Below are 15286 nucleotides of genomic sequence, written 5' to 3'. Positions count from 1 at the left end.
TCGCCCGGACGCGACGACGCAACCATAAGCATCAAGCCAGAATATTACAAGCTTGAATGATTTTAGCTTGATGCGATTTGGTAGGGTGGAACGCATGACGAAGCCCCCGGAGCCGCAGACCGTCGCCGAGCGAAGGGTGTGTGGCCTGATCAACGGACTGGCCCAGCAGATCTCCGATCATGTGCGCGTACGCGCCGCGACTCTGGGCCTCACCGTGCCGCAGGTGACCGCGCTGCGGGAGATGACCGGACCGATGACCATGCGCGAGCTCGCCGAACGCATGAGCTGCGAGCCCTCCAACGTGACCTTCGTCATCGACAAGCTGGAGAAACAGGGCCTGGTCGAACGACGCGCGCACCCCACCGATCGCCGCGCCAAGCAACTCATCCTCACCGCCGAGGGCGGTTCCCTCCGTGAACAGGTCCTTGAACTCCTCGCCCAGGACTCGCCGCTGGCCGGTCTCAGTCCTGATCAGCAGCGCGCTCTCAGGGACCTGCTTGAGCAAGCAATTGTCCGTCCATGAGTGGACGCCGGCAGAGGGCCGCTGGGTTTGCGGCCACGGCTCGTTCGGCGGGGCCTACGGTTCGGCGGGTGTCTCCGGGAACAGCAGCCGTTCGTAGTTCCACCCACTGAAGTGGCCGGCAGCTTCGGCCGTTCTGGCTGCCTGACCACCGAGGGCGAGAACGACGTCACGAGGCGACGTGCCCCAACGGCTCTGTCATGAGGTAGTCGCCGTAGTTGCGGTAGCCGTCCGGACACAGGAATGCGCGGATCAGGCGGTTCTCGTAGGGCTCGAGTCGTCTGGGGTGCTGGCGCACTCCCATACGGGCGTGCAGACCTCACGACCTCTCCGCGACCAGTCGTCGCGCGGTGCCGATGACGGAGCTGCTCGGCGTCGCCCGGGACTCATGCCGGCAATTCGATGGGGTTGATCCGGGCTCTCTCGGCGCCGTGTGAACCGGTCGGGCGGGCCAGCCGGCGGTACTGAACTTGAACCCGGGATGTCGGTCGACTCGTGGTGACGGCGTCAGGGTCCGAGACCGCCGGCTGCTACCGGCTCGGGTTCAGGACGATGGCTTTTGCCAGCGCCGCGGCGAGATTCACCCGACGTCATCGCTCCAAGAACAGACCTCCAGCCTGAGAGGTAGCCGCCGTGCGCGAAGACCAGGACCTCGCCAGGGCACTCGCCGGTTTCGGTGAACAGTTGCACGTCGGCAGCCACGACGGTGCCGGGGCCCGTTGGCGCGAGCTCCACCGCGTCGGCGTCGAGGTCGAAGTAGGCAGTGCCGCAACCGCACTCACAGCGGGATTGCACCCTGAGTCGGGGCACCTGCCGTCGGAGGGCGACGTGAACCGGCTCGTCCGGGTTCAGGACGAGGTCAAGCACGTCGGCTACGTCCTCGAGCAGGCTGTCAGTCCTGCCGCCACCGTAGCTGACCAGCAGCTTTGTGGATGAAGAGTCAGGACGCGGACCCCTCGACCCGCGAGTCCGTCGAGTCCCGCTCTTTGGCGAGCCTTCTCACTCTGACGGCCCACGGGCGGCCCCCACGGGGCGAACCATGCCGTGACCTGCGGCTTCAAGTTCTGACCCGCCCTCAGGGGCGTACGTACGTCGAAGGGGCGCCGCGAGCTTCGCGGCGCCCCTTCGACGTGCGGGTCACGTCGACGTGCGGGTCACGCGTAGGACGCGATGTCCTTGATCATGGCGAAGCCCAGGCCGTACGCGCTCATGCCGCGGCCGTACGCGCCCAGGTGGACGCCCTCCTGGGTGGAGCCCGCGAGGACCCAGCCGAACTCGGACTCCCGGTAGTGGAACGGGGTGGGCACGCCGTCCACCGGCAGGGACAGCGTCGACCAGTCCGGTCCGTCGAGGTCGTCGGCGAGCGCCCACGCCGTCTCGGTCTGCTGGTCGAGCCAGTCGTCCCGCAGCGAGTGGTCCATCTGGCCGGGCCAGGTGAAGGACAGCAGTCCCACGCCGGCCAGCCAGGCCGCCGAGGAGACCGTGGTGGCCTCCAGCAGGCCCGTTCCGTCGGCGCTGCGGCGGGACGGGTTGGCGGCGACGCTCACGACCACCGCGAACTTCTCGCGGCCCTCCGCCGCCTCGTTGAGCACGGACGGTTCGTCACCGTGCCCGATCGAACCGTGTTCCACGGCCCCGTCGGCCGCCGTGCCGACCTGCATCAGCCAGCGCGGCCCGGTGAACGCCTCGTCGAGGCCGTACCAGGGGAAGGGCGCCAGCAGGTAGCCGTCGACCGTGCGCCGGGCGGAGGGGGCCTGCCGGCCGCTCTCCTCGGTCGATTCCTGCGCGACCGCCCGACTCGTCGTCTGACTCGTCGTCTCCATGTGCCCGGACGCCTCCTCGATCTCGCCGCACCAGGCCGGCCCGCCCCCCTTCGGGCGGCGGTCCCTGTTGGGTACGGTCCGCACAACAACTCGGCAGCATAGCCACACCGCTGCTGACAGCCGGGAAGCCGCCCGGCGCGCGAGGCGCGCGGACGGCGGGATCAGGCCGTGCGGGGGCCCGGCCGGCGTATGAGAAGCGTCACGTACGGGCCGGGCGCCGGGCTTCTCAGGTGGCGTCCGCGTCGTACGGCGGGTGCTCGACGCGCGGGGTCTCCGGCTTCTTCGTCATGTCGACCCGGCCGGCCCCGGACGAGGCCGGCCCGGCGGCGGGTGCCGCGGGCGACTCGGTCTCCCGGCCGTGGACGGCGTCGGTGACCTCGGCCATCTCCTTCTTCAGGTCGAAGCCGTTGCGGATCTCCTTCAGCCCCAGTTCCTCGTTGTCCAGCTGCTTGCGGATGAAGGTCTTGGGGTTGAGGTCCTCGAACTCGAAGTCCTTGAACTCCGGGCCGAGTTCCTGGCGGATGTCCTGCTTGGCGCTCTCCGAGAACTCGCGGATCTTGCGGATCGTCCGCGTGACGTCCTGGATGACCTTGGGGAGCTTGTCCGGACCGAAGACGAGCACGGCGAGGACGATCAGCGTCACCAGCTCGAGCGGTCCTATGTCATTGAACACCTGAAGCTCCTTGCGATGTCCTCGGTCCTCGGCCCTCGGTGGTCGCCTGCGGGTCTTTCCGTGGTCCGGGCCGCCCCCACGTTACCCGGCCATCCACCACGACCGGTACTGTGCCGGGCGGTGTGAGACCGGTGTGAGTTCACCGCCCGCTCGACGAGCCCAGCGTCAGCTTCAGCGTGATCTCCTTGCCGTCCCGCTTCAGCGTCAGCTCCAGGCGGTCGCCGGGGCGGTGGGCGCGGGTCTTGATGATCAGTTCCTCGCCGGAGTGCACCCGTGCCCCGTCGATCTCGGTGATGACGTCACCCGGCTCGATACCCGCCTTGGCGCCGGGTCCGCCCTTGGTGACGGCGGGGCCGCCCTCGCTGTCCTTCGTCCCGACCCGGGCGCCGTCGCCGCCGTACGCCATGTCCAGGGTGACGCCGATGACCGGGTGGGTGGCCTTGCCCGTGTTGATCAGTTCCTCGGCGACGCGCTTGGCCTGGTTGACCGGGATGGCGAAGCCCAGGCCGATGGAGCCGGCCTGGCCGCCGTCGGGCTCGGCGCCGCTGCCCGCCGATCGGATGGCGGAGTTGATGCCGACGACCCGGCCGGCCCGGTCGAGCAGCGGGCCGCCCGAGTTTCCGGGGTTGATGGGCGCGTCGGTCTGCAGGGCGTCGACGTACGACACGTCGCTGCCGTCCCCGTCCTCGCCGCCGGCGGTGATGGGGCGCTGCTTGGCGCTGATGATGCCGGAGGTGACGGTGCCTTCGAGGTCGAAGGGGGCGCCGATGGCGACGACGGGGTCGCCGACCTGGACGTTCTCGGAGTTGCCGAGCGGCAGGGGCCGCAGTCCGCTGACGCCGGTGACCTTCACGACCGCGAGGTCGTAGCCGCTGTCCCGGCCGACCACGGTGGCCTTGGCGGTGTCGCCGCTGTGGAACGTCACCGATATCTCGCCGTCGTCGCCGGCGGGTTCGACGACGTGGTTGTTGGTCAGGATGTGGCCGCGGTCGTCCAGCACGAACCCGGTGCCGGTCCCCTGCTCCGAACGGCCGCTCACATGCAGGGTGACGACGCTGGGCAGGGCCCGGGCGGCGATCCCCGCGACGCTGTCCGGGGCCCGGTCGGGCGCCTCGGCGCCGGCCTGCGGCAGCTCCACGGTGTCCAGGCCGCCGTTGCGTTCGAGGTAGGCGCCGAGGGCTCCGCCGACGCCACCGGAGACGAGGGCGATGACCAGGGCGCCGACGAGGAGCGCCCCCTTCACACCTCTGCGCCGCCGCACCCCGGCCCCGCTCTCCTGCAGCGGCGCCGCCGCCGCCCGCTGCGCCGCGCGCGCCCAGGGGTCGTAGTTGCGCCAGGGGTCGTGGGGAGTGCCGAGGGTGCCGGGCGCGCCGGGCACCGTGGGAACGGCAGGCGGCGGCGCGTCCGCGAAGGCGGGATCGGGCGCGGCGTGGACAGGGGCGCCGGGCGCCTGGTGGTGGGGTGCGGGCGCCGACTGGGCGGGGACCGCCTGCTGGTGCGGCGCGGGCGCCGACTGGGCGGGGACCGCCTGCTGGTGCGGCGCGGGCGCGGGCGCCGCCGCTGCCGGGGTGCCGTGGGCCGGGGTGGCCGCCGGGTGCTGGACCGGCGGGGCGGGCGCCCAGGGGCCGGGCTCACCGTAGGGCGGCGTGCTGTAGGGATCGGGGTCGTGCAGGGGCCGCGGGCTCGCGTCCTGGGGCGGGGCGGGGGCGACGGGAGCCGACGTGGCTTCCGTGCCCGTGCCGGCGTCTGCCGACGGGCTGCCGGGGGCCTGCGAGGCTTCCGTGCCCGTGCCGGCGTCCACCGCCGGGGTGCTCAGGTCCGAGACAGGCGCGGCCGGTGCGTTCGCTGGCGTGTCCGTCTCGCCGCCCTCCGCCGGGGAGACGGCGCCCGAGGCCGACGCGTCCGCTGTCGTGGCCGTCTCCGAGGGCTCCTCCCCCTCACGCGGCTGAGGTACCGGCTGCCGTTGCGGGACCGCGAGTTCGAAGTCGCCGTCGGGGGTGGCGCGCGAGTCGGGGGCGGGCGGGAGCGGGTAGTCGTCGGCGGTGCCCGGCGTCTCCTGGGGCCGCGCGGGGCGGGCCAGTTCGAAGTCGCCGTCGGCGGAAGCGCCGGACGCCCCCGGGGAGCCCTCCTGCGGCCGGGAGCGGTTCCACCACTTCGCCCGCGTGGGCTTCCCCTCGTTCATGCTCTGTTTCCCACTCACTTCGGCCACCCGTCCGGCGGGCACGCGGACGCGCGGCCCACCCCGGATTCAACCAGGTTCGTGGGCCGCCGCGCAGTGGGCCGGGTCAGGGGCCGGTGGCCGGAGAGGCGGAAGGTGAGGAGGTCGTGCCGGGGACGGGTGCGGCGAGCAGACCCGGGGTGGCGGCGGTCCCGGAGTCCTTGGACCAGGAGGTCAGGCTGAGCGGCGGGGTGGCGCTCAGCGGACGTATCAGCGGGGACATGGCGGCGGCGCCCGCCACCACGGGGGCCGTCAGCGTCCGCATGTCCTGGGCCGCCGACAAGGCCGGCGTCCCGGGGAGCAGCGGTGCGGGCGTCCTGGTCGGGGCGACCGGGGTCCGCGCCGCTCCGGACGCCTGCCCCTGGGCGAGCAGCGGGCCGGTGCTCCGGCGGCGCTGGTTCTCCGGGGCCGTGGTGGCGCCGGTGCCCTGGGAGCGGGCCGGGGTCACGTTGCTGCCGCCGGAGCCGCCGCGCGCCTCGGTGTCGGCGGGCACGCTGCCGGTGACCCCGCCGAGGGCGAGGGCGGCCAGCGACACGGCTCCGGCCGCGACGAAGGCGAACCGCATCCGGGAGGACGCGTGACGGTCGGGGTCCTGACGTCCGGTCACCGGATGGGTGCGGAAGCCGCGGTCGGCTCCGGTGAGGGCGGCGGCGTGCCCGCCCGAGGGGACGTACCCGAACTCGAACGCGTCGTCCCGCTTCACTCCGAAGACACCCGCGGTGCCCGGCCGTCCGGCCGTCCCGAATCCGCCCCCGCCGAGCGGCGAGCCGCCGCCGTCCTGGTCACCTCCTCCAGAGAGGCCCTGGAGCCGGGCCAGGAAGCTCTCGGAGGGCGGCGGGGGTGCCGCCTCCGCGAAGACGTTCTTCAGCCGGCGCTGTGCGTCGACCTCGGCCTTGCACCGGGCGCAGGTCGCCAGGTGGGCCAGGACGCGCTCACGCGTCTCATGACCGAGCTCCCCGTCGACGAGGGCGGAGAGTCGGTCGCCAAGGTGCTGCTCGGCGAGGAGCCGTTCCATGGGGTCGGGTCGAAGGCCGCTCACGTGCTGGCGCCCCCTCCCCCCAGAGCGGCCACGCGCGGCACGAAGGAGCGGCGCTCGGCGCGCGCCTCCGGCGAGCGGTGGGCGAGGGCCTTGCGCAGCTGCGAGCGGCCGCGGTGGATCCGCGAGCGGACGGTGCCGAGCTTGACGCCGAGGGTGGCGGCGATCTCCTCGTACGAGAGTCCCTCGATGTCGCACAGGACGACCGCGGCGCGGAACTCCGGTGCGAGGGTGTCGAGGGCCTGCTGGACGTCCGCGTCGAAGTGGGCGTCGTTGAAGACCTGCTGGGGCGTGGGCTCCTTGCTGGGCAGCCGCTCGGCGGCGTCCTCGCCCAGCGCGTCGAAACGGATGCGCTGCTTGCGGCGCACCATGTCGAGGAACAGGTTGGTGGTGATGCGGTGCAGCCAGCCCTCGAAGGTGCCCGGCGTGTAGGTCGACAGGGAGCGGAAGACACGGACGAAGACCTCCTGGGTGAGGTCCTCGGCGTCGTGCTGGTTGCCCGTGAGGCGGTAGGCGAGCCGGTAGACGCGCCCGCTGTGGGTGCTGACGATCTCCTCCCAGGTGGGCGGAGTCCACGCCTGCCCGTCCGCGTCGGTGGAGAAGGTCGCGGTCTGGGCGGAGTCGCCGGCGTGGCTGTGGTCAGCGGTGTCGTTCACGGATTTCGGCCTGCCCGCCGATCCGAGGAAGCGCCGCAGCACCCCTCCCCGATCCGCAGGCGCAGCCGCACCTCCCCTATCGGCTCTGGTGGTGTCCAGTGGAGCCCCTACCATAGCCACCTCGCCCGTTAGCTCCGGATAAGCGGTTTTCCCAGAGTTTGAACTGGGCTGACACGGCTGGTGCGGCTGCGTCAGCACTTGCTCGCGACCCTGCTCGTCATCGTGATCCAACCGTGTCCCCCCGCTCGTCTTCCCACCCTTCCAAACGCGCGGTCCCATCTGCGGGTTCCCGGGCGCAACGGATACAGTCACGCCGAGGCAACCACGGGGACAGGAGAGGGTCATTACCGGCAACCGGCAGACGAGCTGGGCGTTCGCCGACGCCTACGTCGCCGAGGACGACGTCCTGCGCTGGGCCCGGGACCGGGCCCGGGAGGCGGGACTGCGCTCGGTGTCGCCCGGCACGGGCGCCGCGCTGGGGTTGCTCGCCGCCACCGTGGACGCCAAGGCGGTCGCGGAGATCGGCACCGGCACCGGCGTGTCGGGCATCCATCTCCTGCACGGCATGCGCCCGGACGGTGTGCTGACCACCGTGGACTCGGAGCCGGAGCACCAGCAGTTCGCCCGTCAGGCGTTCCGCGCCGCGGGGTTCGCCAGCAACCGCGCCCGCTTCATCCCGGGCCGCGCGCTGGACGTCCTGCCCCGCCTCGCGGACGCCGGCTACGACCTCGTCTTCTGCGACGGCGACCGGCTGGAGTTCCTCGACTATCTCGCCGAATCGTTGCGTCTGCTGCGCCCCGGGGGCCTGGTCGCCTTCGAGGGCGTCTTCGCCAGCGGCCGTACCGTCGACTCAGGGCCGCAGCCCACCGAGGTGATACGCGTCCGGGAGCTGCTGCGGGCGGTGCGGGAGAGCCAGGAGCTGGTCCCGTCGCTGCTGCCGGTGGGCGACGGGCTGCTGTGCGCGGTCAAGCGCTGAGGGACCTCCGCCGCCCGGAGAGCAGCAACCCCGGCATCCGTGGAATGCCGGGGCCACCGAAAGGGTAGGGTCGCGTCCGCGTCAGCCGACGACCTTCTTGAGGGCGTCGCCGAGCGCGTCGGCCTCGTCAGGGGTCAGCTCGACGACGAGCCGACCGCCGCCTTCGAGCGGAACGCGCATGACGATGCCCCGCCCCTCCTTGGTCACCTCGAGCGGGCCATCGCCCGTCCGCGGCTTCATGGCCGCCATGCTCGTTCCCCTTCCTGAAACCAGCTCATCGTCAAAGCCGACGGCCCCATGGAGGGCACGCGTCTCGGGAGTGAGACACGCGACACCGGCATCGAACACATTGCTTCCCAGCCATTATCCCGCATGCCAGGACCCGATGACCAACATCAGTCGGCATCGCTTGGGCAACGCGCGCGAGCAAAACCACCCAATTCGGCGATGTGGCTGCGATACTGCGCCACCCCGCGCACTTCGGCGGCACACGCCCGTGCGTGGATTCTTTGACGCAGGTCACACGTCCCGCGCCCGTGGCGGCCCGTGATCTCCGCCATGCTGTCCCTCAGACATGGGCGTACCGACGAGTACGAGTACGCCCGGAGCCGCCACACCGGAGGGGATACGCCATGGCCGACACCGTGCTCTACGAGGTGAGCGACGGGCTGGCGACGATCACGCTGAACCGCCCCGAAGCGATGAACGCGCTGAACATCGCCGCGAAGGTCGCCCTGCGGGACGCGGTCGAGGCCGCCGCGGGCGACGACGCCGTGCGGGCCGTGCTGCTGACGGCGGCCGGGGAGCGGTCGTTCTGCGTGGGTCAGGACCTGAAGGAGCACATCGGGCTGCTGGCCTCCGACCGGGAGTCCGGGACGAAGCTGACCATGACCACGGTCAAGGAGCACTACAACCCGATCGTCCGGGCGCTGGCCGGGATGCGGAAGCCCGTCGTGGCCGCGGTGAACGGCGTCGCCGCCGGGGCCGGTCTCGGCTTCGCGCTGGCCGCGGACTACCGGGTGGTCGCGGAGACGGCCGCCTTCAACACGTCGTTCGCCGGGGTCGCCCTGACCGCCGACTCCGGGATCTCCTGGACTCTGCCGCGGGTCGTGGGCCCGAGCCGCGCCACCGACCTGCTGCTCTTCCCGCGCAACATCACCGCGCAGGAGGCGTACGACCTGGGCATCGCGAACCGGCTGGTGCCGGCGGCGGAGCTGCGCGCCGAGGCCGAGCGGGTGGCCCGGGGCCTCGCCGCGGGCCCGACGGTGGCGTACGCGGCGATCAAGGAGGCGGTGGCGTTCGGGCTGTCGCACTCCCTGGAGGAGACCCTGGAGAAGGAGGACGAGCTGCAGACGCGCGCGGGCACCTCCGAGGACCACGCGATCGCGGTGCGGGCCTTCGTGAACAAGGAGAAGCCCGCCTACCTGGGCCGCTGACACCTGGCCGCTGACACCTGGGCCGCCGGCACCTGGGCCGCCGGGCGGAGGGCGCCGCCCGCGTCAGGCGGCGCCCCGCGCGACGCAGTCCGCCAGATGGTCGTCGACCAGGCCGCACGCCTGCATGAGGGCGTACGCCGTCGTCGGGCCGACGAACCTGAGGCCCCGCTTCTTCAGGGCCTTGGACAGGGCCGTCGACTCCGGGGTGACCGCGGGGACGTCCGCCAGGGTCTTCGGGACCGGGCGGGCGGCCGGGTCGGGGGCGTGGGACCAGATCAGGGCGTCGAGCTCGCCCGGCGCCCAGCCGGCCAGCACCTTGGCGTTGGCCACGGTCGCCGCGATCTTCAGCCGGTTGCGGATGATCCCGGTGTCGGCGAGGAGGCGTTCCTCGTCGGCTTCCGTGAAGGTGGCGACCCGGGCGATCTCGAACCCGGCGAAGGCCGCCCGGAACCCCTCCCGGCGGCGCAGGATCGTGATCCAGGACAGGCCGGACTGGAAGGCCTCCAGGCTGAGCCGTTCGTACAGGGCGTCGTCGCCGTGGACGGGGCGGCCCCACTCCTCGTCGTGGTAGGCCACGTAGTCCGGGGTGGACAGGGCCCAGGGGCAGCGCGGGGCGCCGTCCGGGCCCGCGAGGGCCGAGCCGTCGCTCACCGCTGGTCCTCCTGGTCGGGCTTCTCCATGGAGACCTGGCCCCGCGGCGCCCGCGCGCCGGCCAGCGCGGACTCCAGATCGGCGATGCGCGCGTCGCGCTCGGCGAGCTCGGCGCCGAGGCGGCTGAGGGCGTCGTCGACGTCGGCCATGCGGTAGCCGCGGGCGGCGAGCGGGAAGCGCAGGCCCTCGACGTCGGCCCGGCCGACGGGGCGGTCCGGCGGCAGCGGGTCGTTCAGCCGCTCGGGCGCCGCCTCGGGCAGCGGTCCGTCGCCCTCGCCGCCGCCCACAACGGCGAGCGTCACCGCGCCGACCACGACGGCCAGCGCGACGACCAGGAACAAGAACATGAGCATCGCTGTGGCCCCCACGGTCCGTGATGCGAGCGGTCGGGTGTGTCAGGGTCCGATCGTGCCATGCGACGCTGACGGTTAGGGTCGCAGGCGGCCCGAAGGGCGCACGCAGCGGGAATGTCGAGGGAAGGTCAACAGGGGATGCTCAGGCTGGGCAGTCGTGAGTTCGGCGCGCACGAGCCGGTGATCATGGCGATCGTGAACCGGACCCCGGACTCCTTCTACGACCAGGGGGCGACGTTCCACGACGAGCCGGCCCTCGCGCGCGTGGAGCAGGCCGTGGCCGAGGGCGCGGCGATCATCGACATCGGCGGCGTCAAGGCGGGTCCCGGCGAGGAGGTGTCCGCCGAGGAGGAGGTGCGGCGCACGGTCGGGTTCGTGGCGGAGGTGCGGCGGCGCTTCCCGGACGTCGTGATCAGCGTGGACACCTGGCGGGCCGAGGTCGGTGCCGCGGTGTGCGAGGCCGGGGCCGACCTGCTGAACGACGCCTGGGGCGGTGTGGACCCCGGACTCGCGGAGGTCGCTGCCCGCCACGGGGTGGGCCTGGTGTGCACGCACGCGGGCGGCGCCCGGCCCCGCACCCGGCCGCACCGGGTGACGTACGACGACGTCATGGCGGACATCCTGCGGGTGACCGTGGGCCTGGCGGAGCGGGCGCTCGCGCTGGGGGTGCCCCGCGAGTCGATCCTGATCGACCCGGGGCACGACTTCGGGAAGAACACCCGGCACAGCCTGGAGGCGACCCGGCGGCTCGGGGAGATGGTGGAGACGGGCTGGCCGGTGCTGGTCTCCCTGTCCAACAAGGACTTCGTCGGGGAGACCCTGGACCGGCCGGTCAAGGAGCGGGTGGTCGGGACGCTCGCGACGACCGCGGTGTCCGCGTGGCTGGGCGCCCAGGTGTACCGGGTGCACGAGGTGGCGGAGACCCGGCAGGTGCTGGACATGGTGGCGTCGATCGCCGGGCACCGGCCGCCGGCCGTGGCGCGGCGGGGACTGGCCTGAGCCCCCCGCCACGCCCCTCACGCGCCCCCGCCACACTCCTCACCCGCCCGGGGTCAGCGGCTCGCCTCCTTGGAGACCAGGGCGACCGCCTCGTCCACGTCGTCGGTGACGTGGAACAGCAGAAGGTCCTTCTCGGACGCCTTGCCCTGGGCCACCAGGGTGTTGGTCAGCCAGTCCACCAGGCCGCCCCAGTACTCGGTGCCGAACAGCACGATCGGGAAGCGGGTGACCTTCTGGGTCTGGACGAGGGTGAGCGCCTCGAAGAGTTCGTCGAGGGTGCCGAGGCCGCCCGGGAGCACCACGAACCCCTGGGCGTACTTGACGAACATCATCTTGCGGACGAAGAAGTACCGGAAGTTGAGGCCGATGTCGACGTAGGGGTTGAGGCCCTGCTCGAAGGGCAGCTCGATGCCCAGGCCGACGGAGGTGCCGTTCGCCTCGAGGGCGCCCTTGTTGGCCGCCTCCATGGCGCCGGGGCCGCCGCCGGTGATCACGGCGAAGCCGGCCTCGACCAGGCCCCGGCCCAGCCCCACCCCGGCCTCGTACTCCGGGGAGTCCACCGGGGTGCGCGCGGAGCCGAACACACTGATCGCGGGGGGCAGTTCGGCGAGCGTGCCGAAGCCCTCGATGAACTCCGACTGGATGCGCAGGACCCGCCAGGGGTCGGTGTGCACCCAGTCGGTGGGGGCGCGCTCGTCCAGCAGGCGCTGGTCGGTGGTGCCGGCCTGCACCTGGTGGCGCCGGCGCAGCACCGGCCCCAGCCGCTGCTCGTCGGGGGGCTGCTTCTTCCCCTCGGGGTTACCCGTAGCCATGTGCGCTCCCTCCGTGTGCCAGGACGTTCCACCTCAGCGTAGATCTACGCGGGTTACCCGCGAGGGACGTCAGCATGTCCGCCCCGCGGCGTCCCGAACCCCCGGCGCCCCGATCGGGTCACGCGGAGAGCCACGCGCGCAGCCGCTCCTCCCCCGCGAGGATCTTCGCGGTCTCGACGCGCTCGTCCCGCTTGTGCGCAAGGTGCGGGTTGCCGGGGCCGTAGTTCACGGCGGGGACGCCGAGGGCGGAGAAGCGGGAGACGTCGGTCCAACCGTACTTGGGCCGCGGGACGCCCCCGACGGCTTCCATGAAGGCCGCGGCGGCCGGGTGGGACAGGCCGGGCAGGGCGCCGCCGCTGTGGTCGTCCACGACGAACTCCTCGACGCCGCAGTCGGCGAACACCTCGCGCACGTGCGCGACGGCCTCCTCCTCGCTGCGGTCGGGGGCGTAGCGGAAGTTCACGGTGACGACGCACTCGTCGGGGATGACGTTGCCGGCGACGCCGCCGGAGATGCCGACCGCGTTCAGGCCCTCCCGGTACTCCAGGCCGTCGATCACCGGGTGGCGCGGCTCGTAGGAGGCGAGGCGGGCCAGGATCGGGGAGGCCGCGTGGATGGCGTTGGAGCCCATCCAGGAGCGCGCGGAGTGCGACCGCTCCCCGGTGGTCTTCAGCAGGACGCGCAGGGTGCCCTGGCAGCCGCCCTCGACCTCGCCGTCCGAGGGCTCCAGGAGCACCGCGAAGTCGCCCTCCAGCCATTGCGGGCGGTTCTCCGCGATGTGCTTGAGGCCGTTGAGGTCGGCGGTGACCTCCTCGTTGTCGTAGAAGACGAACGTGAGGTCCCGGTTGGGGGCCGGGACGGTGGCCGCGATGCGCAGCTGGACGGCGACGCCGGACTTCATGTCGCAGGTGCCGCAGCCCCACAGGACGCCGTCGTCGTCGAGGCGCGAGGGCACGTTGTCCGCGATCGGCACGGTGTCGATGTGCCCGGCGAGGATGATCCGCTCCGGCCGGCCGAGGTCGGTGCGCGCCAGGACGTTGTTGCCGTACCGCTCGACCGTCAGGTGCGGCAGGGCGCGCAGGGCGCCCTCGATGGCGTCCGCGAGGGGCTTCTCCGAGCCGCTCTCGGAGGGAAAGTCGACCAGCCGGGCGGTGAGCAGGGCGGCGTCGAGGCTGAGGTCAAGGGAGGTGTCGGCCATGGGGCCGACCCTAACCCGCGGTCCTGAACGCACGGTCCCGTCCCTCTTTTCCCACGACTCTCCTACCACTCAGTAGCCTCGGCTACCTTGTAGGCGTGCCGAAGACGTCGCCTTCCTCACGCCGTGGCCGCCTCCTCCGCAGGGGGGCGGCCCTCCTGGTCCTGCTCTCCGTCGCGGGGTACCTCGCCGTGCAGTACGTCACCGGCGGCGCGCGCATGCCGGGCTGCGCGGTCGTCTCCGCCGAGGGGGACGGCACCCGGTACGAGTTCACGCCGGAGCAGGCCGTGAACGCGGCGACGATCGCCGCGGTCGGTACCGGGCGGGGGCTGCCCGAGCGGGCGGTGACGATCGCGCTGGCGACCGCGCTGCAGGAGTCGGCGCTGCGCAACATCGGGCACGGCGACCGCGACTCGCTGGGCCTGTTCCAGCAGCGGCCGTCGCAGGGCTGGGGCACCGAGCAGCAGATCATGGACCCGACCTACGCGGCCGGCGCCTTCTACGAGCACCTGGTCAAGGTCCCGGACTACACCCGGCTGCCGCTGACGCAGGCCGCGCAGCGCGTGCAGCGCAGCGGCTTCCCGGAGGCGTACGCCAAGCACGAGCCGGACGCGGAGTTGCTCGCCGCCGCCCTCACCGGCCGCGCCGCCGCCACCCTGACCTGCGACGGACGTCCGGAGACGGCGCCCACGGCGGGCACGGACCGGGTGCGCGCGGCGCTGGTGCGGGACTTCGGACGCGACGCGCTCCAGTCGGCCGCCGCCGAGGTCGGCGGCACGGCGTCGCCCTCGCCCGCCGGCGCGCGGAGCGACGGCGGGGACGGGCGGACCGTGGTGCTGCCGGTGACCGCGGACGGGCGGGCCGGGAAGAAGCGCGCGGCCGGCGAACGCGGCTGGCAGCTGGCGCACTGGGCCGTGGCCAACGCGTCCCGGCTGCACATCGAGCGGGTGGCGTTCGCGGGGCGGGAGTGGACCGCCGGGCACACCGACAGCCGGTGGCGGACGAGCGGCGCGCAGGGTGCCCCGGAGGGCGGGAGCACCGCGGACGCGGTCCGGATCACGACGACGCGGTAGTACGGGCAGACGTTCAAGGACTCACTCCGCGGGGTTACCGCGGGTGTCGCCGGGCGCCGGGGCGGGCAGGCTTCCGCCCCGGGCGGTCCCACACGGCCAAAGCCCTTGTGAACAAAGGGATGCAAGGGTTCCGCACACGTTTCGGCGCGGAGCGTTATGCCCGTTTTTGTCCGCAGGCGATTATGCGACGCATTGCCAACTCTTTACGTTGTCGCGCCGCAACCTTCCCGGCCTTCGAGCGGTAGTCACTGCGCCGAGCCCGGAGATCAACAGCCTGTCGGTCAACTGCCGGGCCTGGTCGGACACTTCATCTTTCTCATCCGACTTACCCGTCGAAGGAGCATCATGACCCTCCCCCTGACCCGCCGGATCGCCCGTGCCGCGCTGATCGTCGCTGCGGGAGCGGCTGCCGGGGTCGGTGCGGCCGGCTCCGCCAGCGCGGCCCCCGAACTGCCCGACGCGTCCAAGCTCGGCGGGCTCTCCGCCCTCGACGGCGCGAGCGTCGTCGACGGCGCCGCCCAGAACGCCACCGGGCTCGCGAGCGGTGCCGTCGACAGCACGGTCGACCAGGCGCTGCCGACGGCCACGCAGACCGGTGACAAGGTCACCAAGAAGGGCACCAAGGCCGCCAAGAAGGCCGGCGGCAAGGTGACGAAGACCGGCGGCAAGGCCGCGAAGAAGGCCGCGCCGGCCGCCCAGGAGGCCGCGGGCGGCGTGGCCGGGTCGGTCGGCACCGTCCTCGGCGACGCTGCGGGGGCCGCCACGCAGGGCGGTCTGCCCGCCACCGGCTCGCTGCCGGTGCAGGGCCTTCCGATCGGCTGACGCGGCCGCAGGCGGACGAGAGCGGCGGGGTCCGGGACGCTTC

General features: G+C 72.7%; 18 protein-coding genes. 7 read left to right on the top strand and 11 right to left on the bottom strand.

Annotation, left to right across the window (positions count from 1 at the left end; all coding sequences use genetic code 11):
- Positions 1-94: 94 nt before the first annotated feature.
- Positions 95-523, top strand: coding sequence for a MarR family winged helix-turn-helix transcriptional regulator (locus ADL34_RS29560; protein ID WP_062668704.1), 429 nt, complete (start codon positions 95-97; stop codon positions 521-523).
- Positions 524-689: 166 nt separating this feature from the next.
- On the opposite strand, the gene ADL34_RS37080 is transcribed toward ADL34_RS29560, so the two are convergent.
- On the bottom strand, positions 690-824 hold the full coding sequence (locus tag ADL34_RS37080) for a hypothetical protein (protein ID WP_267891486.1): 135 nt from the start codon (positions 822-824) through the stop codon (positions 690-692).
- A 329-nt stretch (positions 825-1153) separates the two neighbouring features.
- On the opposite strand from ADL34_RS37080, the gene ADL34_RS36240 reads away from it, so the two are divergent.
- A complete protein-coding gene (locus ADL34_RS36240) occupies positions 1154-1456 on the top strand; it encodes a hypothetical protein (RefSeq protein WP_062668703.1) in 303 nt (100 codons plus the stop codon).
- Between the two features lie 218 nt (positions 1457-1674).
- On the opposite strand, the gene ADL34_RS29550 is transcribed toward ADL34_RS36240, so the two are convergent.
- The 5 genes from ADL34_RS29550 to sigE form a co-directional block, all read right to left on the bottom strand.
- Positions 1675-2343, bottom strand: a complete 669-nt coding sequence (locus ADL34_RS29550) for a hypothetical protein (protein WP_062668702.1) — start codon at positions 2341-2343, stop codon at positions 1675-1677.
- 226 nt (positions 2344-2569) lie between these two features.
- Positions 2570-3016, bottom strand: coding sequence for a sec-independent translocase (locus ADL34_RS29545; protein WP_062668701.1), 447 nt, complete (start codon positions 3014-3016; stop codon positions 2570-2572).
- 139 nt (positions 3017-3155) lie between these two features.
- Positions 3156-5198 carry a S1C family serine protease gene (locus ADL34_RS29540; protein WP_062668700.1) on the bottom strand — a complete coding sequence of 681 codons (2043 nt, stop codon included), beginning with the start codon at positions 5196-5198 and terminating at the stop codon, positions 3156-3158.
- A gap of 103 nt (positions 5199-5301) precedes the next feature.
- Positions 5302-6273 carry an anti-sigma factor family protein gene (locus ADL34_RS29535; RefSeq protein WP_062668699.1) on the bottom strand — a complete coding sequence of 324 codons (972 nt, stop codon included), beginning with the start codon at positions 6271-6273 and terminating at the stop codon, positions 5302-5304.
- Positions 6270-6968, bottom strand: coding sequence for an RNA polymerase sigma factor SigE (gene sigE / locus ADL34_RS29530; RefSeq protein WP_079034198.1), 699 nt, complete (start codon positions 6966-6968; stop codon positions 6270-6272). Before sigE ends, ADL34_RS29535 begins: the two co-directional genes overlap by 4 nt.
- A 235-nt stretch (positions 6969-7203) precedes the next feature.
- Here sigE and ADL34_RS29525 point away from each other — a divergent pair, with 235 nt between their 5' ends.
- Positions 7204-7902, top strand: coding sequence for an O-methyltransferase (locus ADL34_RS29525; RefSeq protein ID WP_324610565.1), 699 nt, complete (start codon positions 7204-7206; stop codon positions 7900-7902).
- A gap of 81 nt (positions 7903-7983) precedes the next feature.
- On the opposite strand, the gene ADL34_RS35250 is transcribed toward ADL34_RS29525, so the two are convergent.
- On the bottom strand, positions 7984-8151 hold the full coding sequence (locus ADL34_RS35250) for a DUF3117 domain-containing protein (protein ID WP_003966491.1): 168 nt from the start codon (positions 8149-8151) through the stop codon (positions 7984-7986).
- A 383-nt stretch (positions 8152-8534) separates the two neighbouring features.
- Between ADL34_RS35250 and ADL34_RS29520 the strand changes: the two genes are divergently transcribed.
- On the top strand, positions 8535-9338 hold the full coding sequence (locus ADL34_RS29520) for an enoyl-CoA hydratase/isomerase family protein (protein WP_062668697.1): 804 nt from the start codon (positions 8535-8537) through the stop codon (positions 9336-9338).
- Between the two features lie 63 nt (positions 9339-9401).
- On the opposite strand, the gene ADL34_RS29515 is transcribed toward ADL34_RS29520, so the two are convergent.
- A complete protein-coding gene (locus ADL34_RS29515) occupies positions 9402-9989 on the bottom strand; it encodes a DNA-3-methyladenine glycosylase I (RefSeq protein WP_062668696.1) in 588 nt (195 codons plus the stop codon).
- The gene (locus tag ADL34_RS29510) at positions 9986-10342 is read right to left on the bottom strand and encodes a DivIVA domain-containing protein (protein ID WP_062668695.1); all 357 of its coding nucleotides are present in this window, start codon (positions 10340-10342) and stop codon (positions 9986-9988) included. Before ADL34_RS29510 ends, ADL34_RS29515 begins: the two co-directional genes overlap by 4 nt.
- Positions 10343-10480: 138 nt before the next feature.
- On the opposite strand from ADL34_RS29510, the gene folP reads away from it, so the two are divergent.
- Entirely contained in the window at positions 10481-11341 is an 861-nt protein-coding gene (gene folP / locus ADL34_RS29505; RefSeq protein ID WP_062668694.1) for a dihydropteroate synthase, read from the top strand.
- Between the two features lie 53 nt (positions 11342-11394).
- Here folP and ADL34_RS29500 read toward each other — a convergent pair whose 3' ends face one another.
- The gene (locus tag ADL34_RS29500; protein ID WP_062668693.1) at positions 11395-12153 is read right to left on the bottom strand and encodes a TIGR00730 family Rossman fold protein; all 759 of its coding nucleotides are present in this window, start codon (positions 12151-12153) and stop codon (positions 11395-11397) included.
- Positions 12154-12271: 118 nt separating this feature from the next.
- Positions 12272-13351 (bottom strand): succinyl-diaminopimelate desuccinylase, encoded by a 1080-nt coding sequence (gene dapE, locus ADL34_RS29495; RefSeq protein ID WP_062668692.1) that lies wholly within the window; start codon positions 13349-13351, stop codon positions 12272-12274.
- Between the two features lie 95 nt (positions 13352-13446).
- Here dapE and ADL34_RS29490 point away from each other — a divergent pair, with 95 nt between their 5' ends.
- Entirely contained in the window at positions 13447-14421 is a 975-nt protein-coding gene (locus ADL34_RS29490; RefSeq protein ID WP_062668691.1) for a hypothetical protein, read from the top strand.
- Between the two features lie 345 nt (positions 14422-14766).
- On the top strand, positions 14767-15243 hold the full coding sequence (locus tag ADL34_RS29485) for a hypothetical protein (RefSeq protein ID WP_062668690.1): 477 nt from the start codon (positions 14767-14769) through the stop codon (positions 15241-15243).
- Positions 15244-15286: the final 43 nt, after the last annotated feature.

Origin of the sequence: Streptomyces sp. NRRL WC-3605 (assembly GCF_001509795.1) — a bacterium.
Taxonomy (GTDB): domain Bacteria; phylum Actinomycetota; class Actinomycetes; order Streptomycetales; family Streptomycetaceae; genus Streptomyces; species Streptomyces viridochromogenes.
The sequence above is the reverse complement of the archived record's forward strand: the minus strand, read 5'-3'. Positions and strand labels throughout refer to the sequence as shown.

Coding starts and splice junctions, on each gene's coding strand:
- ADL34_RS29560 (WP_062668704.1), top strand. CDS start 95: ATGACGAAGCCCCCGGAGCCGCAGACCGTCGCCGAGCGAAGGGTGTGT.
- ADL34_RS37080 (WP_267891486.1), bottom strand. CDS start 824: ATGGGAGTGCGCCAGCACCCCAGACGACTCGAGCCCTACGAGAACCGC.
- ADL34_RS29550 (WP_062668702.1), bottom strand. CDS start 2,343: ATGGAGACGACGAGTCAGACGACGAGTCGGGCGGTCGCGCAGGAATCG.
- ADL34_RS29540 (WP_062668700.1), bottom strand. CDS start 5,198: ATGAACGAGGGGAAGCCCACGCGGGCGAAGTGGTGGAACCGCTCCCGG.
- ADL34_RS35250 (WP_003966491.1), bottom strand. CDS start 8,151: ATGGCGGCCATGAAGCCGCGGACGGGCGATGGCCCGCTCGAGGTGACC.
- ADL34_RS29520 (WP_062668697.1), top strand. CDS start 8,535: ATGGCCGACACCGTGCTCTACGAGGTGAGCGACGGGCTGGCGACGATC.
- ADL34_RS29510 (WP_062668695.1), bottom strand. CDS start 10,342: ATGCTCATGTTCTTGTTCCTGGTCGTCGCGCTGGCCGTCGTGGTCGGC.
- folP (WP_062668694.1), top strand. CDS start 10,481: ATGCTCAGGCTGGGCAGTCGTGAGTTCGGCGCGCACGAGCCGGTGATC.
- ADL34_RS29500 (WP_062668693.1), bottom strand. CDS start 12,153: ATGGCTACGGGTAACCCCGAGGGGAAGAAGCAGCCCCCCGACGAGCAG.
- dapE (WP_062668692.1), bottom strand. CDS start 13,351: ATGGCCGACACCTCCCTTGACCTCAGCCTCGACGCCGCCCTGCTCACC.
- ADL34_RS29485 (WP_062668690.1), top strand. CDS start 14,767: ATGACCCTCCCCCTGACCCGCCGGATCGCCCGTGCCGCGCTGATCGTC.